This window comes from Amycolatopsis sp. NPDC004625 (assembly GCF_040609695.1).
GTDB lineage: Bacteria > Actinomycetota > Actinomycetes > Mycobacteriales > Pseudonocardiaceae > Amycolatopsis.
The window spans coordinates 68,358-92,659 of the sequence record NZ_JBEXKX010000001.1 but is presented as its reverse complement, the minus strand read 5'-3'; the positions used below and the strand labels follow the sequence as shown (position 1 = coordinate 92,659).

The window sequence follows — 24,302 nt, the reverse complement described above, 5'->3', positions numbered from 1 at the left end:
GGGTTCAGCGCGGGCGGTCCAGCACCGCCCGCTGCTCCACCCGGCCGTCCAGTGTGAACCGGCTGTGCCGCGTGAACCCGAGCTTCTCCACCACCCGCGCCGACGGTTTGTTCACCGGCTCGTACACCGCCAGCAGCCGGTCCGCCCAGCCCGACTCGAACGCCCGGTCGCGGACCGCGGACGTCGCCTCCGTCGCGTAGCCGCGACCCCAGCCCGAAGGCGCGATCCACCAGCCCATCTCCACCGCCGGCCACCCGAGGCCCGACTCGATCGCGGTGCGGCGGACCAGGGACACGACTCCGTCGAACGACCCCGGCGCCGCCGACACCGCGAACCAGCCGAAGCCGTGCTCGGCCCAGTGCGCGAGCGTCGCCTGGTGCTTGGCGAGGGTGTACTCGTGGCTCCACGGCTCTCCGGTGCCCACGTACCGGACCGTCTCGGGCAGCTGGGCCAGCGCGAACAGGTCGTCGAAGAACTCCTCGGACCACGCGTGCAGCGTGAGCCGTTCCGTGGTGATCCGCATCGCGGCCACTCTAGTGTTCGCCCAGCAGCACGGCGATGCCGTCGAGCTGGCGGCGCAGGCCGAACTCGAACGCCTCGTCCAGGCCGACGTCTTCGAGGCCGGTCATCACTTCGGCCAGCTCCGGGTACCGGCCCGACCCGAGCAGCCGTCCCAGCAGCGCCATGTCCGCCGCCAGGCGCTGGTCGCCGGTGATGCCGGTGTCCTGCTCGGCCTGGACCTCGAACGCGTTGCTCACCGCCAGCCCGCCGACCCAGCCGTTGAGCGTCATGACCACCTGCAGCTTGACCCGCCGCTTCAGGCCGGTGCCGGCCAGCGCGCGCAGCGACCAGTCCACCAGCCGCAGCCCGGCCGCCAGCACCGGCGGCCGGACCAGCGAGTTGAGCAGGATCGGCGCGAGCCACGGGTGCCGCCGGTACGCCCGCCACTGCGCCCGCGCGGCGAGTTCCAGGCGGGGCCGCCACGGCACCGGGCCGGGCTCCGGCAGCTCGGCCTCCCCGAGCGCGACGTCGGCCATCAGCCGGAGCAGCTCGTCCTTGTCCGGCACGTGCCGGTACAGCGCCATCGGGCCGACACCCAGCTCGGCCGCGAGCCGCCGCATCGACAGCGCGGCGAGACCCTCGGCGTCGGCCAGCGCGATGGCCGCGCGCACCAGGCTGTCCCGGCCCAGCGGCGGTCTCACCGGGGTCCGGTCGGCGACGACCGTGCCGCTGCCCGGCACCGCGCGCACCCAGCCCTGCTCGCCCAGCGCGGAAAGCGCCTTCGCCGCGGTCGCCATCGCGACGCCCCACTCGCGGACCAGCGCCCGGGTCGACGGGACGCGGTCACCGGGCCGCAGCTCGCCCGCGGTGATCCGGCGGCGCAGGTCCGCCGCGATCCGCAGGTAGGGCGCCTCCGCCACGAACACCCCGATCCGTACTAGAACACTTGCCCGCAGCACCTAGAACGGTTTCAGGGTACTCCCCCAATACCGCTCGCAAGGATTGCCGCTGTCCGCCGTCTCTCAATACGGTTCGGATACACCGTACGAAAACGCAAGGGGGAACCATGACGACGACCGAACAGCCGGCCACCCGGGTCCGGCCCGCGACACCGTGGTGGCGGCGCCCGTGGGTGTTCCCGCTGGGCCTGCTCGTCACGGCGTTCCTGGTGTTCTCGCTCCCGCCCTACCTCGGGCTCGACCCGGCGCGGTCGCGGATCCCGGCGCCGACCGGCTGGTACTACCCGGTGCTGGTCACCCACATCGGCTTCGCGACCATCGCCATGGTGACCTGCGCGCTGCAGATCTGGCCGTGGCTGCGGCTGAAGCACCCGGTGGTGCACCGGCGCACCGGGCGCGTGTACGTCTTCGCCGGCGCGATCCCGGCGTCGATCGCCGGGTTCGTGATCGCGCTCGCGGCGCCGTTCGGGCCGGTCGGGGCCGTGTCGAACGTCCTGCTGGCGACGCTCTGGTTCGGCTGCACCGTGCAGGGCTACCGCGCGGCGCGGGCGCGCCGGTTCGGCGACCACCGCCGCTGGATGGTCCGCAGCTTCGCGCTCTGCATGTCGATCATCAGCAACCGGATCTGGGGCGTGGTCTGCGCGATCGTGCTGACCCCGCAGCTGGACACGACGTTCGGCGGCAGCGAAGTCGCGCTGGGCCAGGCCATCGCCGGCATCACGACGTGGACCGGCTGGGTGCTGCCGCTGCTGGTCGCCGAGTGGTGGCTCGGCCGCCGTCCCCGCCGCCGCGGCGACGCACCGTCACCGGCGTAGCCCGATCGGCCGATGGTCCACACCACGGTAAATGGTCTATACCAATGGAGACCGCAGTTCCCCGCCGCCGTGCTCGTCGTCGTGGAGGTTCCCCATGCGTCTCCGTTCCCTGCTGGCCGCCCTGGCCGGCGTCACCCTGCTGAGCGCCGGGCTCGCCGCCCCCGCCGGCGCCGCGGCCGGCTCGCCGATCCCGGTCGGGCCCTACGTCGACATGGGCGCGTGGCCGACGCCCAGCCTGTCGGCGATGTCGGCCGCGAGCGGCGTCAAGGGGTTCACGCTCGCGTTCGTCAACTCCTACGGCTGCAAGGCCAGCTGGTTCGGCGCCTACGACCCGCGCACGGCGTGGCAGAAGGAGGAGATCGCCAAGATCCGCAGCGGCGGCGGCGACGTCAAGATCTCCTTCGGCGGCGCGTCCGGCATCGAGCTGGCCCAGGCGTGCAGCACGTCCGCCCAGGTCGCGGCCGAATACGACGCCGTGGTCAAGGCGTACGGCCTCAAGTACGCCGACTTCGACATCGAGGGCGCGGCGGTCGCCGATCCGGCGTCGATCACCCGGCGTTCGCAGGCGTTGAAAACGCTCCAGACCAACAACCCCGGGCTGAAGATTTCCCTGACGCTGCCGGTGCTGCCGAACGGCCTCACGGCGGACGGCCTCAACGTCGTCAAGGCGGCCAAGAACGCGGGCGTCAACCTGGACCTGGTCAACATCATGGCCATGGACTACTACCAGGGCGCGGGCGACCAGGGAGCGAAGGCGATCTCGGCGGCCAAAGCGACGCAGGCCCAGCTGAAGTCGCTGTACGGCCTGAGCGACGCGGCGGCGTGGAAGAAGGTCGGCGTCACCCCGATGATCGGCGTGAACGATTCCCAGAACGAGATCTTTTACCAGAAGGACGCGAAGGCGCTGGTGGCGTTCGCGAAGACGGTCCACCTCGGGATGCTGTCGTTCTGGGAGCAGGGCCGCGACGCGAACGCGTGCACCGGAGCGCTGTACAAGTGCACCAACGTGCCGCAGTCGAAGTACGAGTTCGCGAAGATCTTCGCCGGCTACACGGGCTGAGTCACCACCGGGCGGCGTCCGCGAGCAGTGCGTCCCGCACCGCCGCGGGCCCCGCCCGGCACGGTTCCGCGCGGGTCACCACGAACAGCGTGTTGATCGGCGGCTCCGCCGGCTCCAGCAGCTGCACCAGCCGACCGGACGCCAGCTCGGCCGCGCACAGGTACCGCGGCAGCACACTGACGCCGCAGCCCGACAGCACGCACGTCAGGACCGCGCGCAGGTCCGGGACCACCACCGCCGGGCCGGGTGGGGGGCGGGTGCCCAGGACCGTGCGCCAGTAGCGGCGGATGATCGGCAGGTCCTCCGCGTACGCCACCAGCGGCGCCGTCCGGGGGTCGCCCGTGAAGCCGCGGGGGCCGACCAGGACGAACTCCTCGTCCGTCAGCGGGGTGGCCGTGAAACCGCGGCCGCGCGGCCGGATCGTCGAGACCACCAGGTCGAACCGGCGCTGGGCCAGGCCCGCCAGGAGGTCGTCGGCCAGGCCGAACGTCACGCGCAGCTCGAGCCCGCGCCCCACCAGGCCGGCCAGGGCCGGCAGGACCCGGACCGTCGTCAGCTCGGCGGGCCCGGCCAGGTGCACCGGGGCGGTGAAAGGCCCGGCCTCGCCGACCGCCACGGACGTCAGCGCGTCGACGTGCGGGGCGATCCGGGCCGCCAGCTCGTCGGCCACCGAGGTCGGGGTCACGCCGCGGGCGCGGCGGACGAACAGCTGCTGCCCCAGGTGCTCCTCCAGGGCCCTGACCTGCGCGGTCACCGTCGGCTGGGACAGGCCCAGCGACGGTGCCGCGCCCGTCAGCGAACCCGCGCGGTGGACCGCCAGGAACGTGCGCAGCAGGTCGAGGTCCAGCTCAGTCCTCGACCAGCTCGATGGAGTCCACCACGTTCGGGTAGAACGCGACGTGGTCCTTGATCGGCGCCACCGCGTCGTACGGCTGCCGGTACGTCCAGACCGCGTTCTCGCCCCGCACCTCGCCCGCGTTCAGCGAGTAGTAGCTCGCCTCACCCTTGTACGGGCAGTACGTCTCGTGGTCGGTGCTCTCGAGCACGGCCGCGTCGACGTCGGCCAGCGGGATGTACTGGACCGCCGGGTAGGTGGATTCCTGCAGGGTGAACGCGTTGCGGCTGTCCGCGACGACGCGCCCGCCCGCCTTGACCACCACTCGCGCCTGGGTCGGCTCGACGGTGATCGGGTGGTCCGGACCCGGCTGCAGAACCTTCTTCGCCATGTCAGCTCCCTAAGACTCCTGTGTACAGGGAGCAGCACGCCGGACCCGGCCGATATTCCGCGATCAGACAGGCAGTAGCGGAACATGACGACCCGGGGAACCTACGTCGCCCGCTCCGCCCGGCAGACGAAAGCCACCGGCGCGCGGCCGATCCGCGTCAAAACGACCGAAACTTCCGCTTCGCCGCGCGGCTTCAGCCGACGGCGCAACGCGTCCGGGTCGACGTCGAGGCCGCGGACCAGGATCTCCAGCCGGCCGACGTCGTGCCGCTTGAGCACCGCCTTCAGCGCCTTCTCGCTGTACGGCCCGTGCTCCAGCACGCGGAAGGCCCGCACGCCCGGCGGCGGCGCGTCACCGGTCAGGTAGGCGATGCGCTCGTCCAGCTGCCACAACCCGTGGCGCGCCGCGTAGTGCCGGACGAGCCCGGCGCGCACGACGGCGCCGTCGGGGTCGACGATCCACTCCCCCGGCTCCCGCGTGGGCAGCTCGTCCGGCTCGGCGTCGGTGACCGTCCACTGTGTCCCGTCCGAGCGCAGCACGGTCGCCCGCCGGGTGACGCCGGCGCCCAGGCCGCGCCAGAGGCAGGATTCGCGGACCTGGCCGTCCAGGGACACGAGTTCGACCTCTTCGGCCCACGGCGTCAGGGCGAAGTCGAGACCCGGCGCGCATTTCACGGACAGCGCACGCCCCGGGTACGCCTCGACCAGGCCGTCCAGCGGCGGGGCGAAGTCCGCGGGTTTCCAGGCCCGGCGGCCGGCGGAGTCCCGCCGGGCCGGATCGGCGACGACGACCCCGGACCGGCTCACCGGGTGCAGCGCGTCGGCCCGGACGAGTCCGAACGCGACACCCGCGGTGATTCCGTTGTGCCGGGCCATCTCCAGCCGCACCGGGTCCAGATCGGACCCCAGCGCGCGCCGCGCCACCCGCGCGATTTCGACGAGGTCCGCCCCCACCGAACACGTGACGTCGTGGACGTCGAGCCCGGCCAGCCGCGCCGCTCGGTGCCGCGCGACCGGAGTGGCACTCGCCTGCTGCAGCGCGTCGGAGGTGAACAGCCAGCAGTCCGAATCCACTTTGGACACGGCTTTGCGGCGCAGCAGCACGGTTTCCAGGACCGCGCTCGCGTGCTCCTCGCCGACCAGGCGGCGCACCGCCGCGACCGAGGCGATCCGGTCGGTCAGCGGCAACGCCGAAACCTCGGCGAGCGCCGCCCCACCCGCGCCGGAACGCAGGTAGGCGACGTCACCGAGGCTGAACGAGTAACCCAAGTCAGGACGGCCGCTTGGTCCCGGTGATCATCACGTTGTAGAACAGCTCGCGCGGCAGGATCTTCGACAGCACCTTCTTGTCCACAGCGGACAGCCGCAGCCACAGGTGGTAGGCGAACAGCCGCCACCGCACGGTCAGCTTCTCCTGCGGCACGGCGGCCTCGAACGTCCGGATCGGCCAGCCGGCCAGGGCCGCGGCGAACTCCTCGGTGACCGCGTGCACGTCCTGGGCGCCCGCCCCGCGGGCCCACGACTCCAGCTCCGACGGGTCGAAGGTGTGGATGTCGACCACGGCTTCCAGCGCGGCGGCGCGCGAGGACTCGTCCAGTTCGGACTGCGGACGCCGCCAGCCGCTCAGCACCGGCAGCTTCGTCACCCGGGTCGTCAGGAACCAGGTGAACTGGCCGAGCTTGCGGGCGTAGAAGTCGCCGACCTTGGTCGGCTCGCCCGCGAAGACGAACCGGCCGCCCGGCTTGAGCACGCGCAGCACCTCGCGGAAGGCCGCCTGGACGTCCGGGATGTGGTGCAGCACCGCGTGCCCGACGACGAGGTCGAACGTGTTGTCCTCGTACGGGATGCGCTCGGCGTCGGCGACCCGGCCGTCGACGTCGAGGCCGAGCTTTTCGGCGTTGCGCAGCGCGACCTGGACCATGCCGGGCGAGAGGTCGGTGACCGACCCCTTCTTGGCGACGCCGCCCTGCATCAGGTTCAGCAGGAAGAAGCCGGTGCCGCTGCCCAGCTCCATCGCGTGCTGGTAGGGCTGGCCGTCCTCGCCCGCGACGGCGTTGAACACGTCGGTGGCGTAGGAGATGCAGCGCTCGTCGTACGAGATCGACCACTTCTCGTCGTAGGTGCCGGCTTCCCAGTCGTGGTAGAGCACGTTCGCCAGCTTGGGGTCGGCGTACGCGGCCTGGACCTCTTCGGCGGTGGCGTGCGGGTTCGGGGCCGGGTCGTTCACGTCGGTCAAGGCGTCATTTCCCTTCGAAAGTGGCCTTGCCGGGCCCGTTTTCGATGAACGACTTCATGCCGTTCTTCTGGTCTTCGGTCGCCCAGAGGGCGGCGAACAGGTGCGATTCGAGCTTGAGCCCGTTCGCGAGGTCGGTGTCGAGACCGCCGTCGATGGCCGCCTTCGCCGCGCGCAGGGCGATCGCGGGACCGTTCGCGAACTGCGCCGCCCACTTGTGCGCGGCCGCGTAGACGTCGTCCGGGGCGACGACCTCGTCGACGATCCCCAGCTGCAGGGCCTCTTCGGCCTTGACGAACCGTCCCGTGTAGACGATGTCCTTGGTCTTGCTCGGGCCGATCAGCCGGGCGAGGCGCTGGGTGCCGCCCGCGCCGGGGATCACGCCGAGCTGGATCTCGGGCTGGCCCACCTTGACGTTGTCGCCGGCGACGCGGCGGTCCGCGGTCAGCGCCAGTTCGAGGCCGCCGCCGAGGGCGTAGCCGGTGATGGCCGCGACGACCGGCTTGGGGATGTTCGCGATGGCCGCGAGGGTGCCGGTGAGGTTCGCGCCGAACTTGGCGATCTCCGGGTAGCTGCGGGAGGCCATCTCCTTGATGTCCGCGCCGCCCGCGAAGGTCTTCTCGCCGCCGTAGAGGATCACCGCGCGGACGTCGTCGCGCTCGGTGGCCTCCTTCGCCAGCTCGGCGAGTTCGGCGGTGACCTGGGCGTTCAGGGCGTTGACCGGCGGCCGGTCGAGCCGGATGGTGCCGACCCCGTCCTTGACCTCGAGGGTTACGAACTCTCCCACGTCACTCCTCCTCGTTGAACGGGTGCCAGCAGGCTACCGGTCGGTAAGCGACAGCTTAGCGACGGCGAGCGAAGAAGCGATCGCCGGAGCGCTCCAGCACGAGGTCCTGGTCGAACGTCTTCGACAGGTTTTCGCTGGTGATGACGTCGTCGACCAGGCCGGCCACGACCGCACGGCCGTCGCGAAGGAGCAGCGCGTGGGTGAATCCCGGCGGGATCTCCTCGACGTGGTGCGTGACCAGGACCAGGGCGGGTGCTTCGGCGTCCAGCGCCAGGTCCGACAGCCGCGCGACCAGGTCTTCGCGACCGCCCAGGTCGAGACCCGCGGCGGGCTCGTCGAGCAGCAGCATCTCCGGGTCGGTCATCAGCGACCGGGCGATCAGCGCGCGCTTGCGCTCGCCCTCGGACAGCGTCCCGAACGTGCGCTCGGCCAGGTTGCCGATGCCCATCGCGTCGAGCAGCTCGGTCGCGCGGGCGGTGTCGAGGGTGTCGTATTCCTCACGCCAGCGGCCGAGGACCGCGTAGCCGGCGCTGACCACGACGTCCTTGACCAGCTCGTCGCCCGGGACGCGCTGGGCGATGGCGGCCGAGGTGAAGCCGATGCGCGGGCGGAGGTCGAAGATGTTGACCCGGCCGATCCGCTCGCCGAGCAGGTCGACCTCGCCGGTGGTCGGGTGCAGTTCGGCCGCGGCCAGGCGCAGCAGGGTGGTCTTGCCCGCGCCGTTCGGGCCGAGCACCACCCAGCGCTCGTCCAGTTCGACGGTCCAGTCGAGGCCGGCGAGGAGGTCGTTGGTCCCCCGGCGGACGCCGACACCGGCCATCCGGACCACGAGGTCGTCAAGTTCGCTGGGCTGGATCGGCTCGCTCACGAGGCCCATTCTGTCTTCCGTCGCGCGCGCGTGCGCACCCGCCCGGGTGAGACGGCGAACCGGCAGGTCGGGAAGTGTCCACGACGTGGAACGCCGCACCGCGGGAGAGCAGCCGGCGGCGGCGTTGTGGCAGGATCGCGGGCATGTCAGCCGACGCGCCCGTCCCCCCGGTGACCCGGGGTTCGTTCTGGCGCCGTCGCACCATCGACCTGCTCCTCGTCGCTTCGGCCGGGTGTACGCGGGCGCGGCTCCGCTGATCACTCGCGCCCACGGGCGCGTGCGGTGCCGCGCTGCCCCGGCGTCCCGATCCCTGCGCGTCGCGAGGAGCACCCGCGTTGACCACTTCCCTGGTTCGCCCGTCCGTCGAGATCCACCCGCAGCTGACCGACCCGCTGCTGCCCGAGCTGCTGCACCCGTCGCGGCTGCTCTGGACACCGCGTGAGCTGGCCGACCTGACCGCCACCGTCACCACCGAGCTGACCGCGGGCCTGCGCGGCATCCTGCGGTTCGACGAGGACCGCCGCTGGTGGGCGCGGCTCGCGCTGACCGACGGCGTCGAGCTGTGGCTGCTGTCGTGGCTGCCCGGCCAGCAGACCAAGCCGCACGACCACGGCGGCGCGTCCGGTTCGTTCACCGTCCTGCAGGGTGAACTCGGCGAGGAGTACCGCTATCCCGGCGGCCCGATCCGGCGCCGCACGCACGCCGCCGGCCAGGGCCTCGGCTTCGGCGCCGGCCGCGCCCACCGGGTCACCGGCCTCGGCGACCAGCCGGCGGCCAGCGTCCACGCGTATTCGCCGCCGCTGGTGGCGACGCGGGAGTACGACTCGCTCGCCGACGTTCCGGCGGAAATCCCGCCGCTGCCCGCTATCGTCCGGTCATGAGCGCTGTCGATTCCCTGCTGGCCTCCGCGCGGTCCGGCCTGGACCGGGTGACGCCCGTCCGGGCCCGCGAACTCCAGGAGGCGGGGGCGCTGCTGGTCGACATCCGGCCGCTGGCGAACCGCGCGGCCGAGGGCGAGATCCCGGACGCGGTGATCGTCGAGCGGATCCACCTGGAGTGGCGGCTGGCGCCGGACAGCGAATGGCGGCTGCCCGCGGTGACGCCGGACACGACGGTGGTCGTGGTGTGCAACGAGGGGTATTCGTCGAGCCTGGCGGCGGCCGACCTGCAACGGCTGGGGCTGGCCGCCGCGACCGACCTCGAGGGCGGGTTCCGCGCCTGGGCCGCCGCCGGCCTGCCCGTGCAGGCCGGCGGGAGCCCGGCGGTGCCTTAGCAGCCCCCGTTTTCCACGCTACCGAGGAGCACCGACAGTTTTGCCTCAGCCGGCGAGCGCCGGGGCGACGTGCTTGGTGAACAGGTCGATGCCGGAGCGGTCGTACGCGGCTTCCGCGAAGTTCAGGATCGCGTACGACATCCCCCGCTTGCCCAGGGCGGCGAGGTACTCGGCGACCTGCTCCGGCGTGCCGGCCGTCGGACCGCTCGCGAAGGTGGCGACCGCCCGCTCGGCGTCTTCGGCCGGGACGTACTTCTCGTAGTGTGCCTTCAGCCAGGCCTGCTTCTCCCGGACGTCGTTTTCCGTCTCGCCGAGGACGACGCTGAGGTTGCCCGAGCGCACGATGGCGTCGAAGTCGGTGCCGACGTCCTTGCAGTGCGCCGCCAGGATCTCCGACTTGCGCGTGAACATCTCCGGCTCGGGATAGAAGTTGGTGTACTTCGCGTACTTCGCCGCGATTCGCAGCGTCTTCTTCTCCCCGCCGCCGGCGATCCACAGCGGGAGGCCGCCCTCCTGCAGGGGAAGCGGCCGGAGGATCGCCCCGTCCGTCCGATAGTGCTTGCCGTCCAATGTGGACTTGCCGGTGGTCCAGAGGTCGCGCATGATCTGCACGCCTTCGTCGAGCTGGCCGAGCCGCTCACCGGCGGACGGGAAGCCGTAGCCGTAGGCCCGCCACTCGTGCTCGTACCAGCCGGCGCCGATGCCCATTTCGACCCGGCCACCCGAGATGAGGTCGGCGGTGGCGGCGACCTTCGCCAGGTAGGCGGGGTTGCGGTAGCCCATGCAGGTGCACATCTGCCCGAGCCGGATGGTGTCGGTCGCGGCGGCGAACGCCGAGATCAGCGACCACGCCTCGTGCGTGGCCTCCTCGGTCGGCACGGGCACGGTGTGGAAGTGGTCGTAGACCCAGATCGATTCGAAGGGGCCGGCCTCCGCGTGTTTCGCGAGGCCGAGCATGGTCTGCCAGTGGTCCGCGGGGTCGATGCCGGCCAGGTCGAGCCGCCAGCCCTGCGGGACGAACATTCCGAAGCGCATGCCTACAACTTAACCCGGCTCCCGGGCCGGTGCGGCGTGATTTAGGGGCTGGAGCAGCTCCAGCCCAGGGGCCGGTTCACGACTCGGACAGGTGGTCGTAAACGGCGTCGCTGAGGTCCTGGACCCGCTGGTAGAACACGGGCACGTCGACGACCGCCCGCGGATCCAGGCCGGCGAGCAGCGGCCGGGGCTGGACCGGCGCCTCCCGGGCGGCGACCGGTGCGTGGCGCGGTCCGGCCAGGAACACGTCGATGCTGTGGGAAGCGAGCAGGGTGAACCACTCGCCGGGAGCCGAAAGAATGCGTTCCGGGCGATCCGGTCGCGCGGACCGGGCTGCAGGAACTGGGGGCGCTCGCCCCGCCGGCACCGCACCGGATCCCGCCGCGCCACCCGGATCCGGTGGTACCGCCGCCGTACTGGTGACCTCAGGCCAGGACGACCCGCGCCAGCTCCGCCGGGGTCGCCAGCAACCCGTGCTTCGGCAGGACCCGGACCGTGTAGCCGATCGATCCCGGTCGGGGCAGCTTCACCCGGGCCGCGAACGCGCCGATGCCGTCCGCGGTCATCGCGACCGTCACCGGGTCGCGCAGCTCGTCGTCGTCGCCCACCCGGCCCACCACCGCCTGGATGTCCACTTCGGACGGATCGAGGGCGGCCAGGTCGATCCGGGCGCGGATCGTCACCTCCGTGCCGACCACCAGCGGCTCGGTCGCCGCCACCAGCAGCTCCGAGTCGAAGATGCGGACGCGCGGCCACGACACCTCGAGCTTCGTGCGGTAGTCCGCCAGCGACAGCGCGCCCCGGTAGCCGTCGCCCGTGGCCGCCGCCACCGTGCGGGACGCCGGGAGGTAGCCGTTGTCGACGTACTCGCGGACCATCCGGGACGCCTGCACGCGCGGGCCGAGCGTTTCCAGCGTGTGCCACACCATCGACAGCCAGCCGGTCGGGACGTCGTCGGCCGGGCGGTCGTAGAACAGCGGCGCGATCTGCTGGCCCAGCAGCTCGTACAGCGCCGCCGCCTCCAGGTCGTCGCGGCGCAGGGGGTCCGTGACGCCGTCGGCCGTCGGGATGGCCCAGCCGTTGCTGCCGTCGTAGCACTCGTCCCACCAGCCGTCGCGGATCGACAGGTTGAGCCCGCCGTTCAGCGCCGACTTCATGCCCGACGTCCCGCACGCCTCCAGGGGCCGCACCGGGTTGTTCAGCCAGACGTCGCAGCCGCGGTACAGGTAGCGGGCCATCGACATGTCGTAGTCCGGGAGGAAGACGATCCGGTGCCGGACGTCCGCGCCGTCGACGAACCGGACGATCTGCTGGATCAGCTGCTTGCCGTTCTCGTCGGCCGGGTGCGACTTGCCCGCGACGACGACCTGGATCGGCCGCTCCTCGTGCAGCAGCAGCGTCCGCAGCCGCTCGGGGTCGCGCAGCATCAGCGTCAGCCGCTTGTACGTCGGAACGCGGCGGGCGAACCCGACGGTCAGCACGTCCGGGTCGAACACCGAGTCCACCCAGCCCAGCTCCAGCGGCGACGCCCCGCGCTGCAGCCAGGCCGCCCGGACCCGGCGCCGGACCTCGTGCACCAGCTTCTCGCGCAGGTCGCGCCGCAGGCCCCACAGCCGGGCGTCGGACACTCCGTCCCGCAGCGGGCCCTCGCCGACGTCGAGCCCCCACTCGCGGCCGAGCAGCGTGCTCAGCTCGCGCGCCACCCAGGTCGGGCCGTGGACGCCGTTGGTCACCGACGAGATCGGCACCTCGTCGTGGTCGAACCCGGGCCACAGCCGCGAGAACATCTTCCGGGTGACGCGTCCGTGCAGCTGGGACACGCCGTTCGCGCGCTGCGCCAGCCGCAGGCCCATGTGCGCCATGTTGAACAGGCCGGGGTTGTCCTCGGCGCCGAGCGCGAGCACGCGGCGCGGGTCGATGTCCGGGACGAGCCTGCCGTCGGCGAAGTAGCGCTGGACCAGGTCCACCGGGAACCGGTCGATGCCCGCGCTGACCGGCGTGTGCGTGGTGAACAGCGTCCCGGCGCGGACGGCGGGCATGGCCTCGTCGAACGCGAGGCCGTCGGCCTGGACGATCTCGCGGGCGCGTTCGAGGCCGAGGAACCCCGCGTGTCCCTCGTTCGTGTGGAACACCATCGGCTGCGGGTGCCCGGTCAGCTCGCAGTACTTGCGCACCGCGCGGAACCCGCCGATGCCGGCCAGGATCTCCTGCCGCAGCCGGTGGTCGGCGTCGCCGCCGTAGAGCCGGTCGGTGACGCCGCGCAGGTCCTCGTCGTTGGCCTCGGTGTCGGTGTCGAGCAGCAGCAGCGGGACGCGCCCGACGCGGGCCTGCCAGATCTGCGCGCACAGCTCGCGCCCGCCCGGCATGGCGACGCCGATCAGCACCGGTCTCCCGCCGGCGGTCAGCAGCTCCAGCGGGAAGGCGTTCGGGTCGATCACCGGGTAGTGCTCGACCTGCCAGCCGTCGAGCGACAGCGACTGCCGGAAGTAGCCGTTACGGTAGAGCAGCCCGACGCCGACCATCGGCACGCCCAGGTCGGACGCGGCCTTGAGGTGGTCACCGGCCAGCACGCCGAGGCCGCCGGAGTAGTTCGGCAGCGCTTCGGTGACGCCGAACTCCATCGAGAAGTAGGCGACCGCGGCCGGCAGGTCGGCGTCCTCGCGGCGCTGGTACCACCGCGGCTCGGACAGGTACTTCTCCAGGTCGCCGGCCGCTTCGCGGGCGCGGGCGAGGAAGTCGTCGTCGACCGCGAGCTCGTCGAGCCGGGCCGGCGGCAGCGCGGTGAGCATCCGCAGCGGGTCGCGCACGGCGTTGAACAGCTCGGCGTCCATCGACGCGAACAGGTCGCGGGTCGGTGGGTGCCACGTCCAGCGCAGGTTGGTGGCCAGCGCACCCAGGCCGGCGAGGGAGTCCGGGAGGCTGGCGCGGACGGTGAACCGGCGGACTGCACGCATGGGAAGCGACGATATCGGGCGACGGGCCGCGATGCGCAGGGAGTGAGGCTTATTCGGGCTAGGCCGCCGCGCCCCGCCTGCAGACCGCTGACCAGCGCGAAAGTCATGCGGCGGCCGACGGCTGAATAAGCCTCATCAAGTTCGGGGATTACCTGCACGCTCGGCGTATGCCCTGGGTAGGGTCCTGCGCGTCGGGTACCGGGTGGGCACGAGAGCGAGTTGGACAGATGAACCCAGGGGGAGGACGGCGCGCGCTGGTCGCGCTGCTGGCCGTCGCGGCGGTCGCCGTGAGCGGGTGCAACGACAAGGGCGGCGCGACCGGGGACCCGGCCAAGGACACCGGCGCCGGATCCGTGTCCGGGCTGCCGGTGACGCACTTCGAGAGCGGGCTCAAGCCGAACGCGCCGTCGCCGGACCTGAACGTCCGCAACGCCGACGGCGGCGACGACGACAAGCTCGCCACCGCCGCGATCGCCGACGTCCAGGCGTACTGGGGCGAGATGCTCCCGGCGAACTTCGGGCAGCAGTTCGAGCCGGTGAAGTCGCTGCTGTCCTACGACGCGCAGACCGACACCGAGGAGACCGGCTGCGGCAGCGTCAAGAAGCTCGTGAACGCGTTCTACTGCCCGGTCGACGACTCGGTGGCCTGGGACCGCGGCGTGCTGCTGCCGATGCTGCGCCAGCGGTTCGGCCCGATGTCGGTGGTCGTGGTGCTCGCGCACGAGTTCGGCCACGCCGTCCAGTACCGGCTCGGCGACAAGGCCGGGGTGAGCAAGAGCACCCCGACCGTGGTCAAGGAGCAGCAGGCCGACTGCTTCGCCGGCGGCTACTTCCGCTGGGTCGCCGAGGACAAGAGCAAGTTCTACCGGGTGTCGACGTCCGAGGGCCTGAACCAGGTGATGGCGTCGATGTTCCTGATCCGCGACCAGGCCGGCACCAGCGCCGCCGACAAGGGCGCGCACGGCACGGCGTTCGACCGCACCTACGCGTTCCAGGCCGGGTTCGAGAAGGGCCCGAAGGAGTGCGCCGGGATGACCGCGGAGAACGTCAAGGCGCGGCTCACCGAGCGCCCGTTCGACAAGGGCGACAAGGGCAAGGGCGACGCGAAGTTCACCGGCCAGGCCGTCGAGCTGCTGAAGAAGAGCCTCGACGAGGCCTTCAAGGGCGCCGGGGTGGCCGCGCCGGAGATCACCGACGGCGGCAGCTGCCAGACCACGCCGCCGGCGTCCTACTGCCCGGGCGACAACACCGTCAGCATCGACATGGCCAAGCTGGCCCAGCTCGCCCAGCCGATCGACCGCGAGGCCGAGATGAAGGGCCAGGACCCGGGCGGCATGGGCGACTTCGCGGCGTTCTCGGAGGTCGCGTCGCGGTACGCGCTGGGCATCCAGAAGGGCGTCGGCGCGTCGATCGACAACGCGAACGCGGGCCTGCGCACGGCGTGCCTGGTCGGCGCGTGGGCGGCGTTCACGAACCGCCCGGGCGACCTGCGGCTGTCGGCCGGTGACCTCGACGAGGCCATCGCGGACCTGCTGCAGCCGGAGAGCCTCGTCTCGGCGGACGTCAACGGGAAGCGCCCGGACAGCGGTTTCGACCGGGTCGAGGCGCTGCGCCGCGGGTACCTCGAGGGCTCGTCGGTCTGCTCGAAGTCGTACGCCTGATCTTGGTCACGAGAAGGCCCCCACCCGCGCGGGTGGGGGCCTTCTCGTGTCTAGAAGAGGGCGCTCGCGAGGTCGCGGCGGGCCTTCATCACCCGGTCGTCGGCCGGGTCGAAGAGGTCGAACAGGGCGACCAGGTGCTCGCGGACCTTGTTGCGGTCCTCGCCCGCCGTGCGGCGGACGGTGTCGATCAGGCGCTTGAAGCCGGCCTCGACGTCGTTGGCCGCGATGTCGAGGTCGGCCGCGTCGAGCTGGGCCGACAGGTCGGCCGGGTCGGCGTCCGCCTTCGCGCGGGCGTCCGGGTCGGCGCTTTCGGCGCGGGCGGTGAACTTGACCTGGGCCAGGGCGTTCTTGGCCAGCTCGTTCGCCGGTTCGACGTCGAGGATGCGCTCGTAGGCGGCCTGGGCGGCGGCGAAGTCGCCCCGCTCGAAGGCGTCCTCGGCCTCGGTGAAGCGCGGGTCCTCGGGCTCCTCGACCGGGCCGCCCGCCGCCGCTTCGGCGTCGCGGATGCCCGGCAGCTTGTCGCGCAGGGCGTCCAGGAGCGCGTTGATCCACTTGCGGATCTCGGGCTCGGGCAGCGCGCCGGAGAAGGCGTCCACCGGCTGGCCGCCGGCGATGGCGACGATGGTCGGGATGGACTGCGCGCCGAACAGCTGCGCGATCCGCGGGTTCGCGTCGACGTCGACCTTCGCGACGACCCACGCCCCGCCGGACTCGGCGGCCATCCGCTCCAGCACCGGGGACAGCTGCTTGCACGGGCCGCACCACTCGGCCCACAGGTCGACGACCACGAGCTGGTGCAGGGACCGCTCCACGACCTCGGCCTGGAAGGTGGCCTCGGTGACATCGATCACGGCCTCACCCGACGCGGCCCGCGGCGGCCCGTCGCCACCGGCCGGGCCGGCCGACGGGGCCGGCTGCCGCTGCGCCGCATCGGCGCGGGCCTTGAGCGCGGACAGGTCGACCGCGCCGGAAAGGGCGGCGGACAGGGCCGCTGACTTCGCTGCAGATCCGCGTGGTTGTGTCACGGTTCCATCCTGGCACGCGCGCCGGAGAAGTTTCACGGGTGCCCGGCCCGTCCGCCTGGCAGGACGGCCCGCCTCGACGCTTGCCCGGGTTCGGGCCTCCGGCCCCCGGTGTCCAGCTTACCGAGCGGCACCGACGATTCCGGAGCGCGCGCGCAGCGCTCCGCGCACTGTCGGTGGTCACCGGTAGCGTGAAAACGGGGGCTGCTCACACGCCCGCGCCGGGGTTTCCGCACTCCGCACGGCCCGTCCGCTTGGCAGGACGGCACCGCTGGGGCAGGCTCGGCCGGGTGCACATCCGGCGTGACGTGAAGGTGGGCCTGTCGATCACGGCCGCCGTCGTCTGGATCGGGGCGGTGACGCTGCTCATCGTGCACGAACCCGATCCCGGCGCCGCCTCGCCGGGCGAGCTGCGGGACAAGCTCGCCTCCGCGCTTTCCGGCCACGACGCGGACGCCTTCGCCGACCTCCTCGACTACCCGGGCTCGGGCGGCGGCGACTTCGCCAAGGACTACGTCTCCGTGCTGGCCGGCCGGGGTGTCCACGACGTGCACGTGGACCTGGGCCCGGACGCGGCGGCCCCGACCCGCGCGACGGTCTCCGGCGCCCTCGGCGACGGCAAGGCGTTCAGCTACCCGCTGACGGTGACGAGCGAAGACGGCCGCTGGACGGTCGCCTTCACCCCGCCCCTCCCCTGACCCGCTCGTGAGTGGTAAGGCGAGTTCTAACTCGCCTTACCACTCACGAGGATTCGCGCAGGTGGGCTTCGATGCGGTCGACCTTGGCTTCCAGCTGGCCCGAGAAGCCCGGCCGGATGTCCGCCTTCAGGACCAGGCTGACCCGGGCCGAGCCCTCGCCCGCGGCCTCGACCGCGCGCTTGACCACGTCCATCACCTCGTCCCAGGACTCGCCCTCGATGTTCGTGAACATCGCGTTGGTCGAGTTGGGCAGGCCCGAATCGCGGACGACCTTCACCGCGCGGGCCACGGCTTCACTCACCCCGCCGTCGGGGTCCCCGCCGGACGGGCTCACGCTGAACGCGACGATCATGCTCGGAAGTCCCTTCTTCGGTGGTCATTTCCGCCAGTCGTGCGACACCCGCCGGTACCCGCTGGTAACTTCGCGTGTCATGAACCGTCCGCTGCCGTTCGACCCGATCGCCCGCGCGGCCCGGATCTGGGAGGACCGGATCGGGCCCTCCGGGACCATGGCCGCGGTGACCGGGGTGATGCGGGTCCAGCAGATCATCCAGTCCGCGGTGGACGGCGCGCTCAAGCCGCACGGCCTCACCTTCGCCCGGTACGAAGCGCTGGTGCTGCTCACCTTCGCCCGCAGCGCCAGCCTGCCGATGCGGGTGATGGGCGAGCGGCTCCAGCTGCACCCCACCAGTGTCACCAACATAGTCGACCGCCTGGAGCGCGACGGGCTCGTGAAGCGCGTGCCGCACCCCACGGACCGCCGCACGACGCTGGTGGAGATCACCGACGAGGGCCGCAAGCGCCGCGAGGCCGCGACCGAAGCCGTCACCGCCATCGACTTCGGGCTCAGCGGGCTGACCGAACGGCAGACCGAGCAGCTGACCGACCTGCTGACCAAGGTCCGCCGCGCCGCCGGGGACTTCAGCGAGTAAGCGGGCCGCTCCGGACCGTCCACAAGAGAAAAGGCCCGCGCCGGAAGCGCGGGCCTTTCTCACGTGCTGGGAATCAGGCGGCGACGGGTTCCTTCACCCGGAACAGGCCGACCCCGCCGTGGGACAGCCGCTGCGGGCCGTCGAGCTTGCCGTTGCGCAGCGCCCACTTCTCGAACAGCCAGGTGAACAGCGGCGGGATGCTGGCCAGCAGGGCCAGGACCAGCGTCTTCGGGCGCCAGCCGAGCGGCTTCGCCACGGACAGGGAGACGACCACGTAGAGGACGAAGATCACGCCGTGCACCATGCCGATGACGGGCACGCCGCCCTCGCCGGAAGAGTGGACGACGTACTTGAGGAACATCCCGACCAGCAGCGCGGCCCAGGACAGGGCTTCGGCTACTGCGGCCACGCGGAACACGAGAGCGGCCTTGCTGGACACTGCTTCCTCCTGTGGGGTCTCACCACGTTGGTACTGGCACACGCTGTAGGGCACAGAAAAACGCCCGACACACCGTCCAAGGCGGACTTGCCCTGTACGTCAACGGCGCTGTCGGACGTGCTGGTACCCAGTGTGAGGCGTGACGGCCCTCACGGGAACACCGGGGCCCGTGACCCTGCTCACGGCCGTGGTCCACTGTGGTCTGGACCACGGCCGTGGGCGGGCGTTGTCTACTCCCCGCAGGGCGAAACCGGGGCGGACGAAGGTGATGTCCCCCACGTCGCCGCGGCGGCGTCCCCGGTCAGGCGGAAGTCGAGCGTCGTCCCGCGCTTCAGCTGGTCCACGTTGACGTACACGTGGTCACTGGCCCGCGAATCGACGCGCAGGCTCGAAATGCTCTGCAGCTTCGAGCCGTCCGCGCCCGGCGCCTTGATGGTGATGTCGCGCCCGTTCTCCAGGTGGAGGACGGACTTCGCGAACCGGGGCGCGTTGAGCACGAAGTTCCCAGTCCCCGGGACAGCGGGATACAGGCCCAGCGCGCTGAAGACGTACCACGCCGACATGGTGCCGAGGTCGTCGTTCCCGGTGACGCCGTTGGGCGCGTTGGTGAACAGCGTGTGCGCCGCCCGCACGACCGTCGACGTCTTCGCCGGCTGCCCGGTGAGCGCGTATATCCACGGCGAGTGCAGGTCCGGCTCGTTGTTCGGGTTGTAGCGGAACTGGTCGTAGTAGTCGTACGGGCCGACGACCCAGTTCTCGCGCACCGCCGTCGCCGGATCCTTCACCAGTTCGTCGTAGGCGAAGAAGTCGTCGAGGCGCTTTCCCGTCGCCGCCGGGCCGCCCATCCGCTGCACCAGGCCGGGCACGTCCTGCTGGACGAGCCACTGGTACTGCCAGGCCGTGCCCTCGTGGAAGCCGTCCTGGCTCTGCGGGCTGTACGGCTTGTCGGCCGGGGAGAACCACGCGCCGCCGAGGATCTTCGGCCGGAAGAAGCCGGTGAAGCCGCGGTCGGTCTGCGATTCGTCCCACAGCGTCCGGTAGGTCCGGCCCTTCTCCTTCAACGCGGCGGCGTCGGCCTTCTTGCCGAGCGCGGCCGCCATGACCGACAGCGAACAGTCACCGAGCGCGTACTCCAGGGTGGCCGAAGCGCCGTGGTTCGGGTCGGTGTCCTGCCCCTTCTTCGGGAAGTCCGGGTCGTACTGGACGAACCCGTCCCGCTGGTAGCTCGCGTTGCCCGAGCGCCCCTGGAACGGCGACGCCGCGGGCGGGATTTCACGCGAGTTCTGCAGCAGCGCCTGGTAGGCGTGCACTTCCTCGCCGGACAGCGCGCCGAACCGCCACAGGTCGACCAGGAACGGCGTGACCGGGTCACCGGTCATCGTGTTCGTCTCCTGGCTCGCGTACGCCCACCGCGGCAGCCAGCCGCCCTGGTCGTGGATGGCCAGGATGCTCTTGGCGATGTCCTTCGCGCGGCTGGGCCGCAGCAGCGCCAGGAGCTGGTTCTGCGAGCGGTAGGTGTCCCACAACGAGAAGAAGTCGTAGTACGTCCAGCCGATCGCGCGGTGGACCTTCTTGTCGAAGCCGTAGTAGCGGCCGTCGGCGTCGTTCGCCGTCAGCGGCTGCAGCAGCGCGTGGTACAGCGAGGTGAAGAACACCGTGCGGTCGTCCGGCGTGCCACCCTTGATGTCCACTGTGGACAGCTCACGCCGCCAGGTGCGCTGGACGTCGGCCTTGGCCGCGTCGAACGACCGGATGCGCTCCGAGGCCAGGTTCAGCCGGGCACCGGCGGCGTCGACCTGGGAGATCGCCGTGGTCGCGGTGACCTGGCCGCCGCCGGCGAAGGTCAGCCACGCGCCGCGCAGGCCCGCACCGCCTTCCGACGTGCGGGAGCCGGGCGTGCCACCGGACGGCGACCACGTGCCGAACGTCTTGAACGGCTTGTCGAACTTCGTCGTGAAGTACGTCGTGTAGGCCTTGCCGCCGCAGAACGCCTGCGACTCCACGGTTCCCTCGACGGTCCGGTCGTCGACGACCCGGACGCTGCTGCCGGTCACCGGTTCCTTGTCGTTCGCCTGCCCGACGTTGACGAAGACGTTGGCGTCACCCGGCTTCGCGAAGGTGTACCGCTCGACACCCGCCCGCGTGGCGGCCGTCGTCTCGACGTCGACACCGCCGTAGCCGGTCAGGTGCACCTTGTAGTAGCCGGGCTTGCCGACTTCGCCGTCGTGGGTGAACGGCGAGGCGTACTGCTTCTGGTCGAAAGTGGACGCTTTCGCCGTGTCGAACGCCTTGCCCGGGCCCACTTCCCCGGTCGTCGGCAGCGTCGAGACGAGGCCGCCCTGTTCCCAGCAGCCCGCGCCGGACAGGAAGAAGTGCCCGAAGCCGCGGATGGCGGTGTCGGTGTAGCGGTAACCGGCGTAGTGCGAGGTGATCGGGCTGACCTGCGTCATCCCGAACGGCGCGGAGGCACCCGGGAACGTGTTGCCTTCGTCCTGCGTGCCGATGAACGTGTTGACGGCGTCGAGGGCGTCCCCGCCGGCCGCGGCGGCGACGGTGGGGGTGACCACCGTCGCCGCCGCGGCGAGCGTCAGGACGCCCGCCAGGAACTTGCCCGTCATGCGCCGATCCCGATGGCGAACACGTGCAGCGCACCGCCGCTGACGTTGCCCGGCAGCGTCACGCTCGCCACGGTCTTGCCCGCGTCGAGGGTGATCGGGTTCGTGCCGAACACCATCGTGCGGATCTGCTGCGGGTCGCCGCCCGAGGCGTTGCGGTACGGCGTGGACAGCACGATCCGGTTGCCGAACGCCGGCTGCGCGCCGCCGCCGCCGAGCGTCCAGTCGGAGAACCCGACGGTGGCGGTCGACTTGCTGCCGTCGGTGTAGGTGACGGTGAGCGTGCCGGACGCGTTGCCGTTGGACGCCGAGCCGAGCAGCGCGAGCCGCCCGGAGCCGCTGACGTTCACCGTCTGGCCCGAAGCGATCACGTTGTCCGGGTCCCCGGCCGGGAACGACGGCCAGGTGAACTTGAGCCCGTCACTGGTGACGGTCGCACCCGGCGCGGCCCCGGCCGCGGCCAGCGCGTCGGCCGAGTAGCTCCAGCCGCCGCCGTCGAAGTTCGCCGCGGCGGGCTTGGCGTCCGGCGAGATGCCGGCGTTGTTCACCGTCGCCAGCCAGCTGTTCGGCTGCGCGACGAGCACGGTCAGCACCGCCTGCGACGACGCCAGGCCGGGCGCGGAGAACGTCACCGGGATGCGCCGGGCCCCGTCGGCCAGCCCCGCGGGCACCGACACCGTGAGCTCGGCCTGCGCTTTGCCCGCGGCGGGCACCGCGATGCTGCCGGTCGCCGGGGTCAGCGTGATGCCGTCGACACTGGCCGCGGAGTACGTCCAGTTCCGCGCGGTACCCGAAAGGTCCTGGACACCCACCGAAACCGTGGACGTCGACCCCGCCGGGGTCACCGCCCGCGCCGGGTTGACGAACGACAGGCTCGGCTTCTCCTGGTCGCGGAAGGACGGCGGGGCGTCGGCCGCCGCACTGCCCCACGCGGTCGGGGTCGCCGACAGCGTGTAGTCCAGGTTCCCGCCGGTCGAAACGAGCGCCTCCGGCATCCACGCCTTCGCCGCGTCGCCGCCGTTGACCTTCAAGCCCGCGATGTAGTCACCGGTGCCCGACGAAGTCACCGTGACCTTCTTGCCCGCACCCGTCGTCAGCACGGCCTTCGGGAACAGCGGCGTGTTGAGGACGAACTCGGCGCGGCCCGGGATCTCCGGGTAGATGCCGAGGGCGGCCCAGACGTACCAGGACGACATCTGGCCGAGGTCGTCGTTGCCGATCAGCCCTTCCGGACGCGGGTTGTAGAGCTCGTTCATCGACCGCCGGACGATCGACTGCGTCTTGGCCGGCGCACCCGCGTAGGAGTAGACCCACGGGGCGTTCGAGTTCGGCTCGTTGCCCATGAACGCGTACGGCAGCTGCGTTCCCGCGTTGAGCTGGGTGAAGAAGGTGTCCAACCGCGACTGGACGGCGGTGTTGCCGCCGAACGCCGTGACGAGGCCGCCGAGGTCGTAGGGCACCATCCAGTCGTACTGGGCGCCGTTGCCCTCGACCCAGCCCTGCGAGCTGGCCGGGTTGTAGGTGCCGGCGAAGGAGCCGTCGGCGTTGCGCGGCTGCAGGTGGCCGGTGCCCGGGTTGTAGAGGTTCTGCCAGTTCTGCGCGCGCTTCATGAACGTCGTGTACGTCGCGGAGTCGCCGAGCCGCTTGGCGAACTGGGCGATGGCGAAGTCCGCGCTCGTGTATTCGAGCGTGTCCGCGCCCGCGCCCGGGACGTACCCGAGGTTCTGGTAGTCCTCGAGACCGGGGCGTTCGGTGTAGCCCTGGGTCGGCTGGGTGGCGCCCTTGATCATGAGCAGCAACGCCTTCTGGGCGTCGAAGTCCCGCGCCCCGAACGCGTACGCGCTGGAGACGATGATGTGGTACGGGTCGCCGTTCATCACGCCGGTGTAGTCGTTGGCGACCGTCCAGCGGTCCCACGAGCCGCCCTGCTCGGCGTAGGCCATCATCGACCGGACGATGTCCGACGTCTCCTTCGGCGCGATCGTCGCCAGCAGCGGGATCTCCGAGCGGTAGATGTCCCAGCCGGAGAAGTTCGTGTACGTCGCGTGGCCCCTGTCGGCCGTGTGGATCCGCCCGTCGAAGCCGGGGTACTGGCCGTTGACGTCGGAGAACACGTTCGGCTGGATCAGCGAGTGGTACAGCGAGGTGTAGAAGGTGGTCTGGTCGGCGTCCGAGCCGCCGGTGACGGCGATCTTGCCGAGCTGCGCGTTCCACGCCTTGCGCGCGTTCGCGGCCACGGTGTCGAACGACTTCCCGGTGTTCTCCGCCTTGAGGTTGGCCTTCGCGCCGTCGACGGACACAAAGGACAGTCCGACCTGGACGTTCACCTGGGCGCCGTTGAGGTTGGCGAAGGTGACGTACCCGCCGCTGCCCGGGCCGCTGACGGTGGTGTTCTGCGGCGCCGCCTTGGCCGGGCGCGCGATCGAGGCGTCGACGCCGTTGGGCTGCGCCACCTTCGCCTTCGCCCCGCCGGTCTCGGCGGCCTTGTTCGGCGTCACGGCGCCGTTCTTCCAGGTGCCGATCGACGCGAACGGCGTGTCGAACTTCGCCGAGAAGTAGACGCGGTAGCTGTTGCGCGCGCCGCAGAAGCGGCCGCTGGTCGCCCACCCGCTGATGGTGTCCTTGCCGATGGTGATCGACGCGTCGTCGGTGCCGTTGACCGAGCCGGACGTGTTGACCAGCAGCGTCGACGACGCACCGGCCGGGTAGGTCAGGCGCGCGGACCCGGTGCGCTGGGTCGCGCTGAGCTCGACCTTCGCGCCGCTGTCGAGGGTGACGTCGTAGGCGCCCGCGGTCGCGTGTTCGTTGGTGTGCGAGAACTTCGACGTGTAGTGGGCCGGGTCGGTCGCCGGGGACGTCGTCACCTCACCGACGTACGGGATGAACGGGATGTCCTGGTAGGTCGAACAACCGGCGCCGGACAGGTGCGTCAGGCTGAACCCGGTCAGCGCGTTGTCGTCGTAGAAGTAGCCGCCCGGCTGGGACTTCACCGTGTCCGGGCTCCACTGGACCATGCCGAACGGGGCCACCGCGCCCGGGAACGTGTTGCCGGCACCGCCCCCGGTGCCGTGGTCGGCCCCGCCGGGCCGGGTGCCCACGAAGGGGTTCACCCACTTCGCGTAATCCGTGCTGGTAGCGGCGGCAGCGGGAACAGCGGGAGCCACCGCTGCGGTCACCGCCAGTGTCAGGAAAGCTAAACCGGCTCTGAAGCGCGCTCGCGCCATG

The 24,302-nt window shown here is 71.5% G+C and carries 23 protein-coding genes; 7 read left to right on the top strand and 16 right to left on the bottom strand.

Annotated elements, in window-relative coordinates; all coding sequences use genetic code 11:
* Nucleotides 1-4: 4 nt before the first annotated feature.
* A complete protein-coding gene (locus ABZW17_RS00425; RefSeq protein ID WP_354808160.1) occupies nt 5-523 on the bottom strand; it encodes a GNAT family N-acetyltransferase in 519 nt (172 codons plus the stop codon).
* 10 nt (nt 524-533) lie between these two features.
* Nucleotides 534-1,421 (bottom strand): TetR/AcrR family transcriptional regulator C-terminal domain-containing protein, encoded by an 888-nt coding sequence (locus tag ABZW17_RS00420; protein ID WP_354808159.1) that lies wholly within the window; start codon nt 1,419-1,421, stop codon nt 534-536.
* Nucleotides 1,422-1,567: 146 nt separating this feature from the next.
* On the opposite strand from ABZW17_RS00420, the gene ABZW17_RS00415 reads away from it, so the two are divergent.
* Together ABZW17_RS00415 and ABZW17_RS00410 are read left to right on the top strand one after the other, a co-directional pair.
* A complete protein-coding gene (locus tag ABZW17_RS00415) occupies nt 1,568-2,275 on the top strand; it encodes a DUF2306 domain-containing protein (protein WP_354808158.1) in 708 nt (235 codons plus the stop codon).
* Between the two features lie 94 nt (nt 2,276-2,369).
* A complete protein-coding gene (locus ABZW17_RS00410; RefSeq protein ID WP_354808157.1) occupies nt 2,370-3,335 on the top strand; it encodes a chitinase in 966 nt (321 codons plus the stop codon).
* A gap of 1 nt (nt 3,336) precedes the next feature.
* Here the strand turns inward: ABZW17_RS00410 and ABZW17_RS00405 are convergent, their stop codons facing one another.
* The 6 genes from ABZW17_RS00405 to ABZW17_RS00380 form a co-directional block, all read right to left on the bottom strand.
* Nucleotides 3,337-4,167, bottom strand: a complete 831-nt coding sequence (locus ABZW17_RS00405; protein ID WP_354808599.1) for a LysR family transcriptional regulator — start codon at nt 4,165-4,167, stop codon at nt 3,337-3,339.
* 16 nt (nt 4,168-4,183) lie between these two features.
* Nucleotides 4,184-4,561 (bottom strand): DUF427 domain-containing protein, encoded by a 378-nt coding sequence (locus ABZW17_RS00400; protein ID WP_354808156.1) that lies wholly within the window; start codon nt 4,559-4,561, stop codon nt 4,184-4,186.
* Nucleotides 4,562-4,662: 101 nt separating this feature from the next.
* On the bottom strand, nt 4,663-5,829 hold the full coding sequence (locus ABZW17_RS00395; RefSeq protein ID WP_354808155.1) for a class I SAM-dependent methyltransferase: 1,167 nt from the start codon (nt 5,827-5,829) through the stop codon (nt 4,663-4,665).
* Nucleotide 5,830: 1 nt separating this feature from the next.
* Nucleotides 5,831-6,796, bottom strand: a complete 966-nt coding sequence (locus ABZW17_RS00390; protein ID WP_354808154.1) for a class I SAM-dependent methyltransferase — start codon at nt 6,794-6,796, stop codon at nt 5,831-5,833.
* Nucleotides 6,797-6,800: 4 nt separating this feature from the next.
* Nucleotides 6,801-7,580 carry an enoyl-CoA hydratase-related protein gene (locus ABZW17_RS00385; RefSeq protein WP_354808153.1) on the bottom strand — a complete coding sequence of 260 codons (780 nt, stop codon included), beginning with the start codon at nt 7,578-7,580 and terminating at the stop codon, nt 6,801-6,803.
* Nucleotides 7,581-7,635: 55 nt separating this feature from the next.
* Nucleotides 7,636-8,457, bottom strand: coding sequence for an ABC transporter ATP-binding protein (locus ABZW17_RS00380; protein WP_354808152.1), 822 nt, complete (start codon nt 8,455-8,457; stop codon nt 7,636-7,638).
* A 326-nt stretch (nt 8,458-8,783) separates the two neighbouring features.
* Here ABZW17_RS00380 and ABZW17_RS00375 point away from each other — a divergent pair, with 326 nt between their 5' ends.
* Entirely contained in the window at nt 8,784-9,329 is a 546-nt protein-coding gene (locus tag ABZW17_RS00375; RefSeq protein WP_354808151.1) for a cysteine dioxygenase family protein, read from the top strand.
* Entirely contained in the window at nt 9,326-9,721 is a 396-nt protein-coding gene (locus ABZW17_RS00370) for a rhodanese-like domain-containing protein (RefSeq protein ID WP_354808150.1), read from the top strand. The genes ABZW17_RS00375 and ABZW17_RS00370 overlap by 4 nt, the downstream gene beginning before the upstream one ends.
* Before the next feature lie 45 nt (nt 9,722-9,766).
* Here the strand turns inward: ABZW17_RS00370 and ABZW17_RS00365 are convergent, their stop codons facing one another.
* From ABZW17_RS00365 to glgP, 3 genes are all read right to left on the bottom strand, one after another.
* A complete protein-coding gene (locus ABZW17_RS00365) occupies nt 9,767-10,756 on the bottom strand; it encodes an LLM class F420-dependent oxidoreductase (RefSeq protein ID WP_354808149.1) in 990 nt (329 codons plus the stop codon).
* Between the two features lie 76 nt (nt 10,757-10,832).
* A complete protein-coding gene (locus ABZW17_RS00360) occupies nt 10,833-11,003 on the bottom strand; it encodes a hypothetical protein (protein WP_354808148.1) in 171 nt (56 codons plus the stop codon).
* A 178-nt stretch (nt 11,004-11,181) separates the two neighbouring features.
* Nucleotides 11,182-13,710: an alpha-glucan family phosphorylase gene (gene glgP, locus ABZW17_RS00355; protein WP_354808147.1), complete on the bottom strand. Its 2,529-nt coding sequence runs from the start codon at nt 13,708-13,710 to the stop codon at nt 11,182-11,184.
* A gap of 227 nt (nt 13,711-13,937) precedes the next feature.
* Here glgP and ABZW17_RS00350 point away from each other — a divergent pair, with 227 nt between their 5' ends.
* On the top strand, nt 13,938-15,371 hold the full coding sequence (locus ABZW17_RS00350) for a neutral zinc metallopeptidase (protein ID WP_354808146.1): 1,434 nt from the start codon (nt 13,938-13,940) through the stop codon (nt 15,369-15,371).
* A gap of 50 nt (nt 15,372-15,421) precedes the next feature.
* Here the strand turns inward: ABZW17_RS00350 and ABZW17_RS00345 are convergent, their stop codons facing one another.
* Entirely contained in the window at nt 15,422-16,396 is a 975-nt protein-coding gene (locus tag ABZW17_RS00345; RefSeq protein WP_354808145.1) for a tetratricopeptide repeat protein, read from the bottom strand.
* 287 nt (nt 16,397-16,683) lie between these two features.
* On the opposite strand from ABZW17_RS00345, the gene ABZW17_RS00340 reads away from it, so the two are divergent.
* Nucleotides 16,684-17,091 (top strand): hypothetical protein, encoded by a 408-nt coding sequence (locus tag ABZW17_RS00340; protein WP_354808144.1) that lies wholly within the window; start codon nt 16,684-16,686, stop codon nt 17,089-17,091.
* 43 nt (nt 17,092-17,134) lie between these two features.
* Here the strand turns inward: ABZW17_RS00340 and ABZW17_RS00335 are convergent, their stop codons facing one another.
* Nucleotides 17,135-17,443: a thiamine-binding protein gene (locus tag ABZW17_RS00335; RefSeq protein WP_354808143.1), complete on the bottom strand. Its 309-nt coding sequence runs from the start codon at nt 17,441-17,443 to the stop codon at nt 17,135-17,137.
* 79 nt (nt 17,444-17,522) lie between these two features.
* On the opposite strand from ABZW17_RS00335, the gene ABZW17_RS00330 reads away from it, so the two are divergent.
* Entirely contained in the window at nt 17,523-18,023 is a 501-nt protein-coding gene (locus ABZW17_RS00330; RefSeq protein ID WP_004562932.1) for a MarR family transcriptional regulator, read from the top strand.
* 73 nt (nt 18,024-18,096) lie between these two features.
* Here the strand turns inward: ABZW17_RS00330 and ABZW17_RS00325 are convergent, their stop codons facing one another.
* The 3 genes from ABZW17_RS00325 to ABZW17_RS00315 all read right to left on the bottom strand — a co-directional run bounded on the left by ABZW17_RS00325 (nt 18,097) and on the right by ABZW17_RS00315 (nt 24,301).
* Complete coding sequence (locus tag ABZW17_RS00325; RefSeq protein WP_354808142.1) at nt 18,097-18,462, bottom strand: DUF3817 domain-containing protein; 366 nt, start codon at nt 18,460-18,462, stop codon at nt 18,097-18,099.
* Between the two features lie 230 nt (nt 18,463-18,692).
* Nucleotides 18,693-21,080, bottom strand: a complete 2,388-nt coding sequence (locus tag ABZW17_RS00320) for a GH92 family glycosyl hydrolase (RefSeq protein ID WP_354808141.1) — start codon at nt 21,078-21,080, stop codon at nt 18,693-18,695.
* Nucleotides 21,077-24,301 carry a GH92 family glycosyl hydrolase gene (locus ABZW17_RS00315; protein WP_354808597.1) on the bottom strand — a complete coding sequence of 1,075 codons (3,225 nt, stop codon included), beginning with the start codon at nt 24,299-24,301 and terminating at the stop codon, nt 21,077-21,079. Before ABZW17_RS00315 ends, ABZW17_RS00320 begins: the two co-directional genes overlap by 4 nt.
* Nucleotide 24,302: the final 1 nt, after the last annotated feature.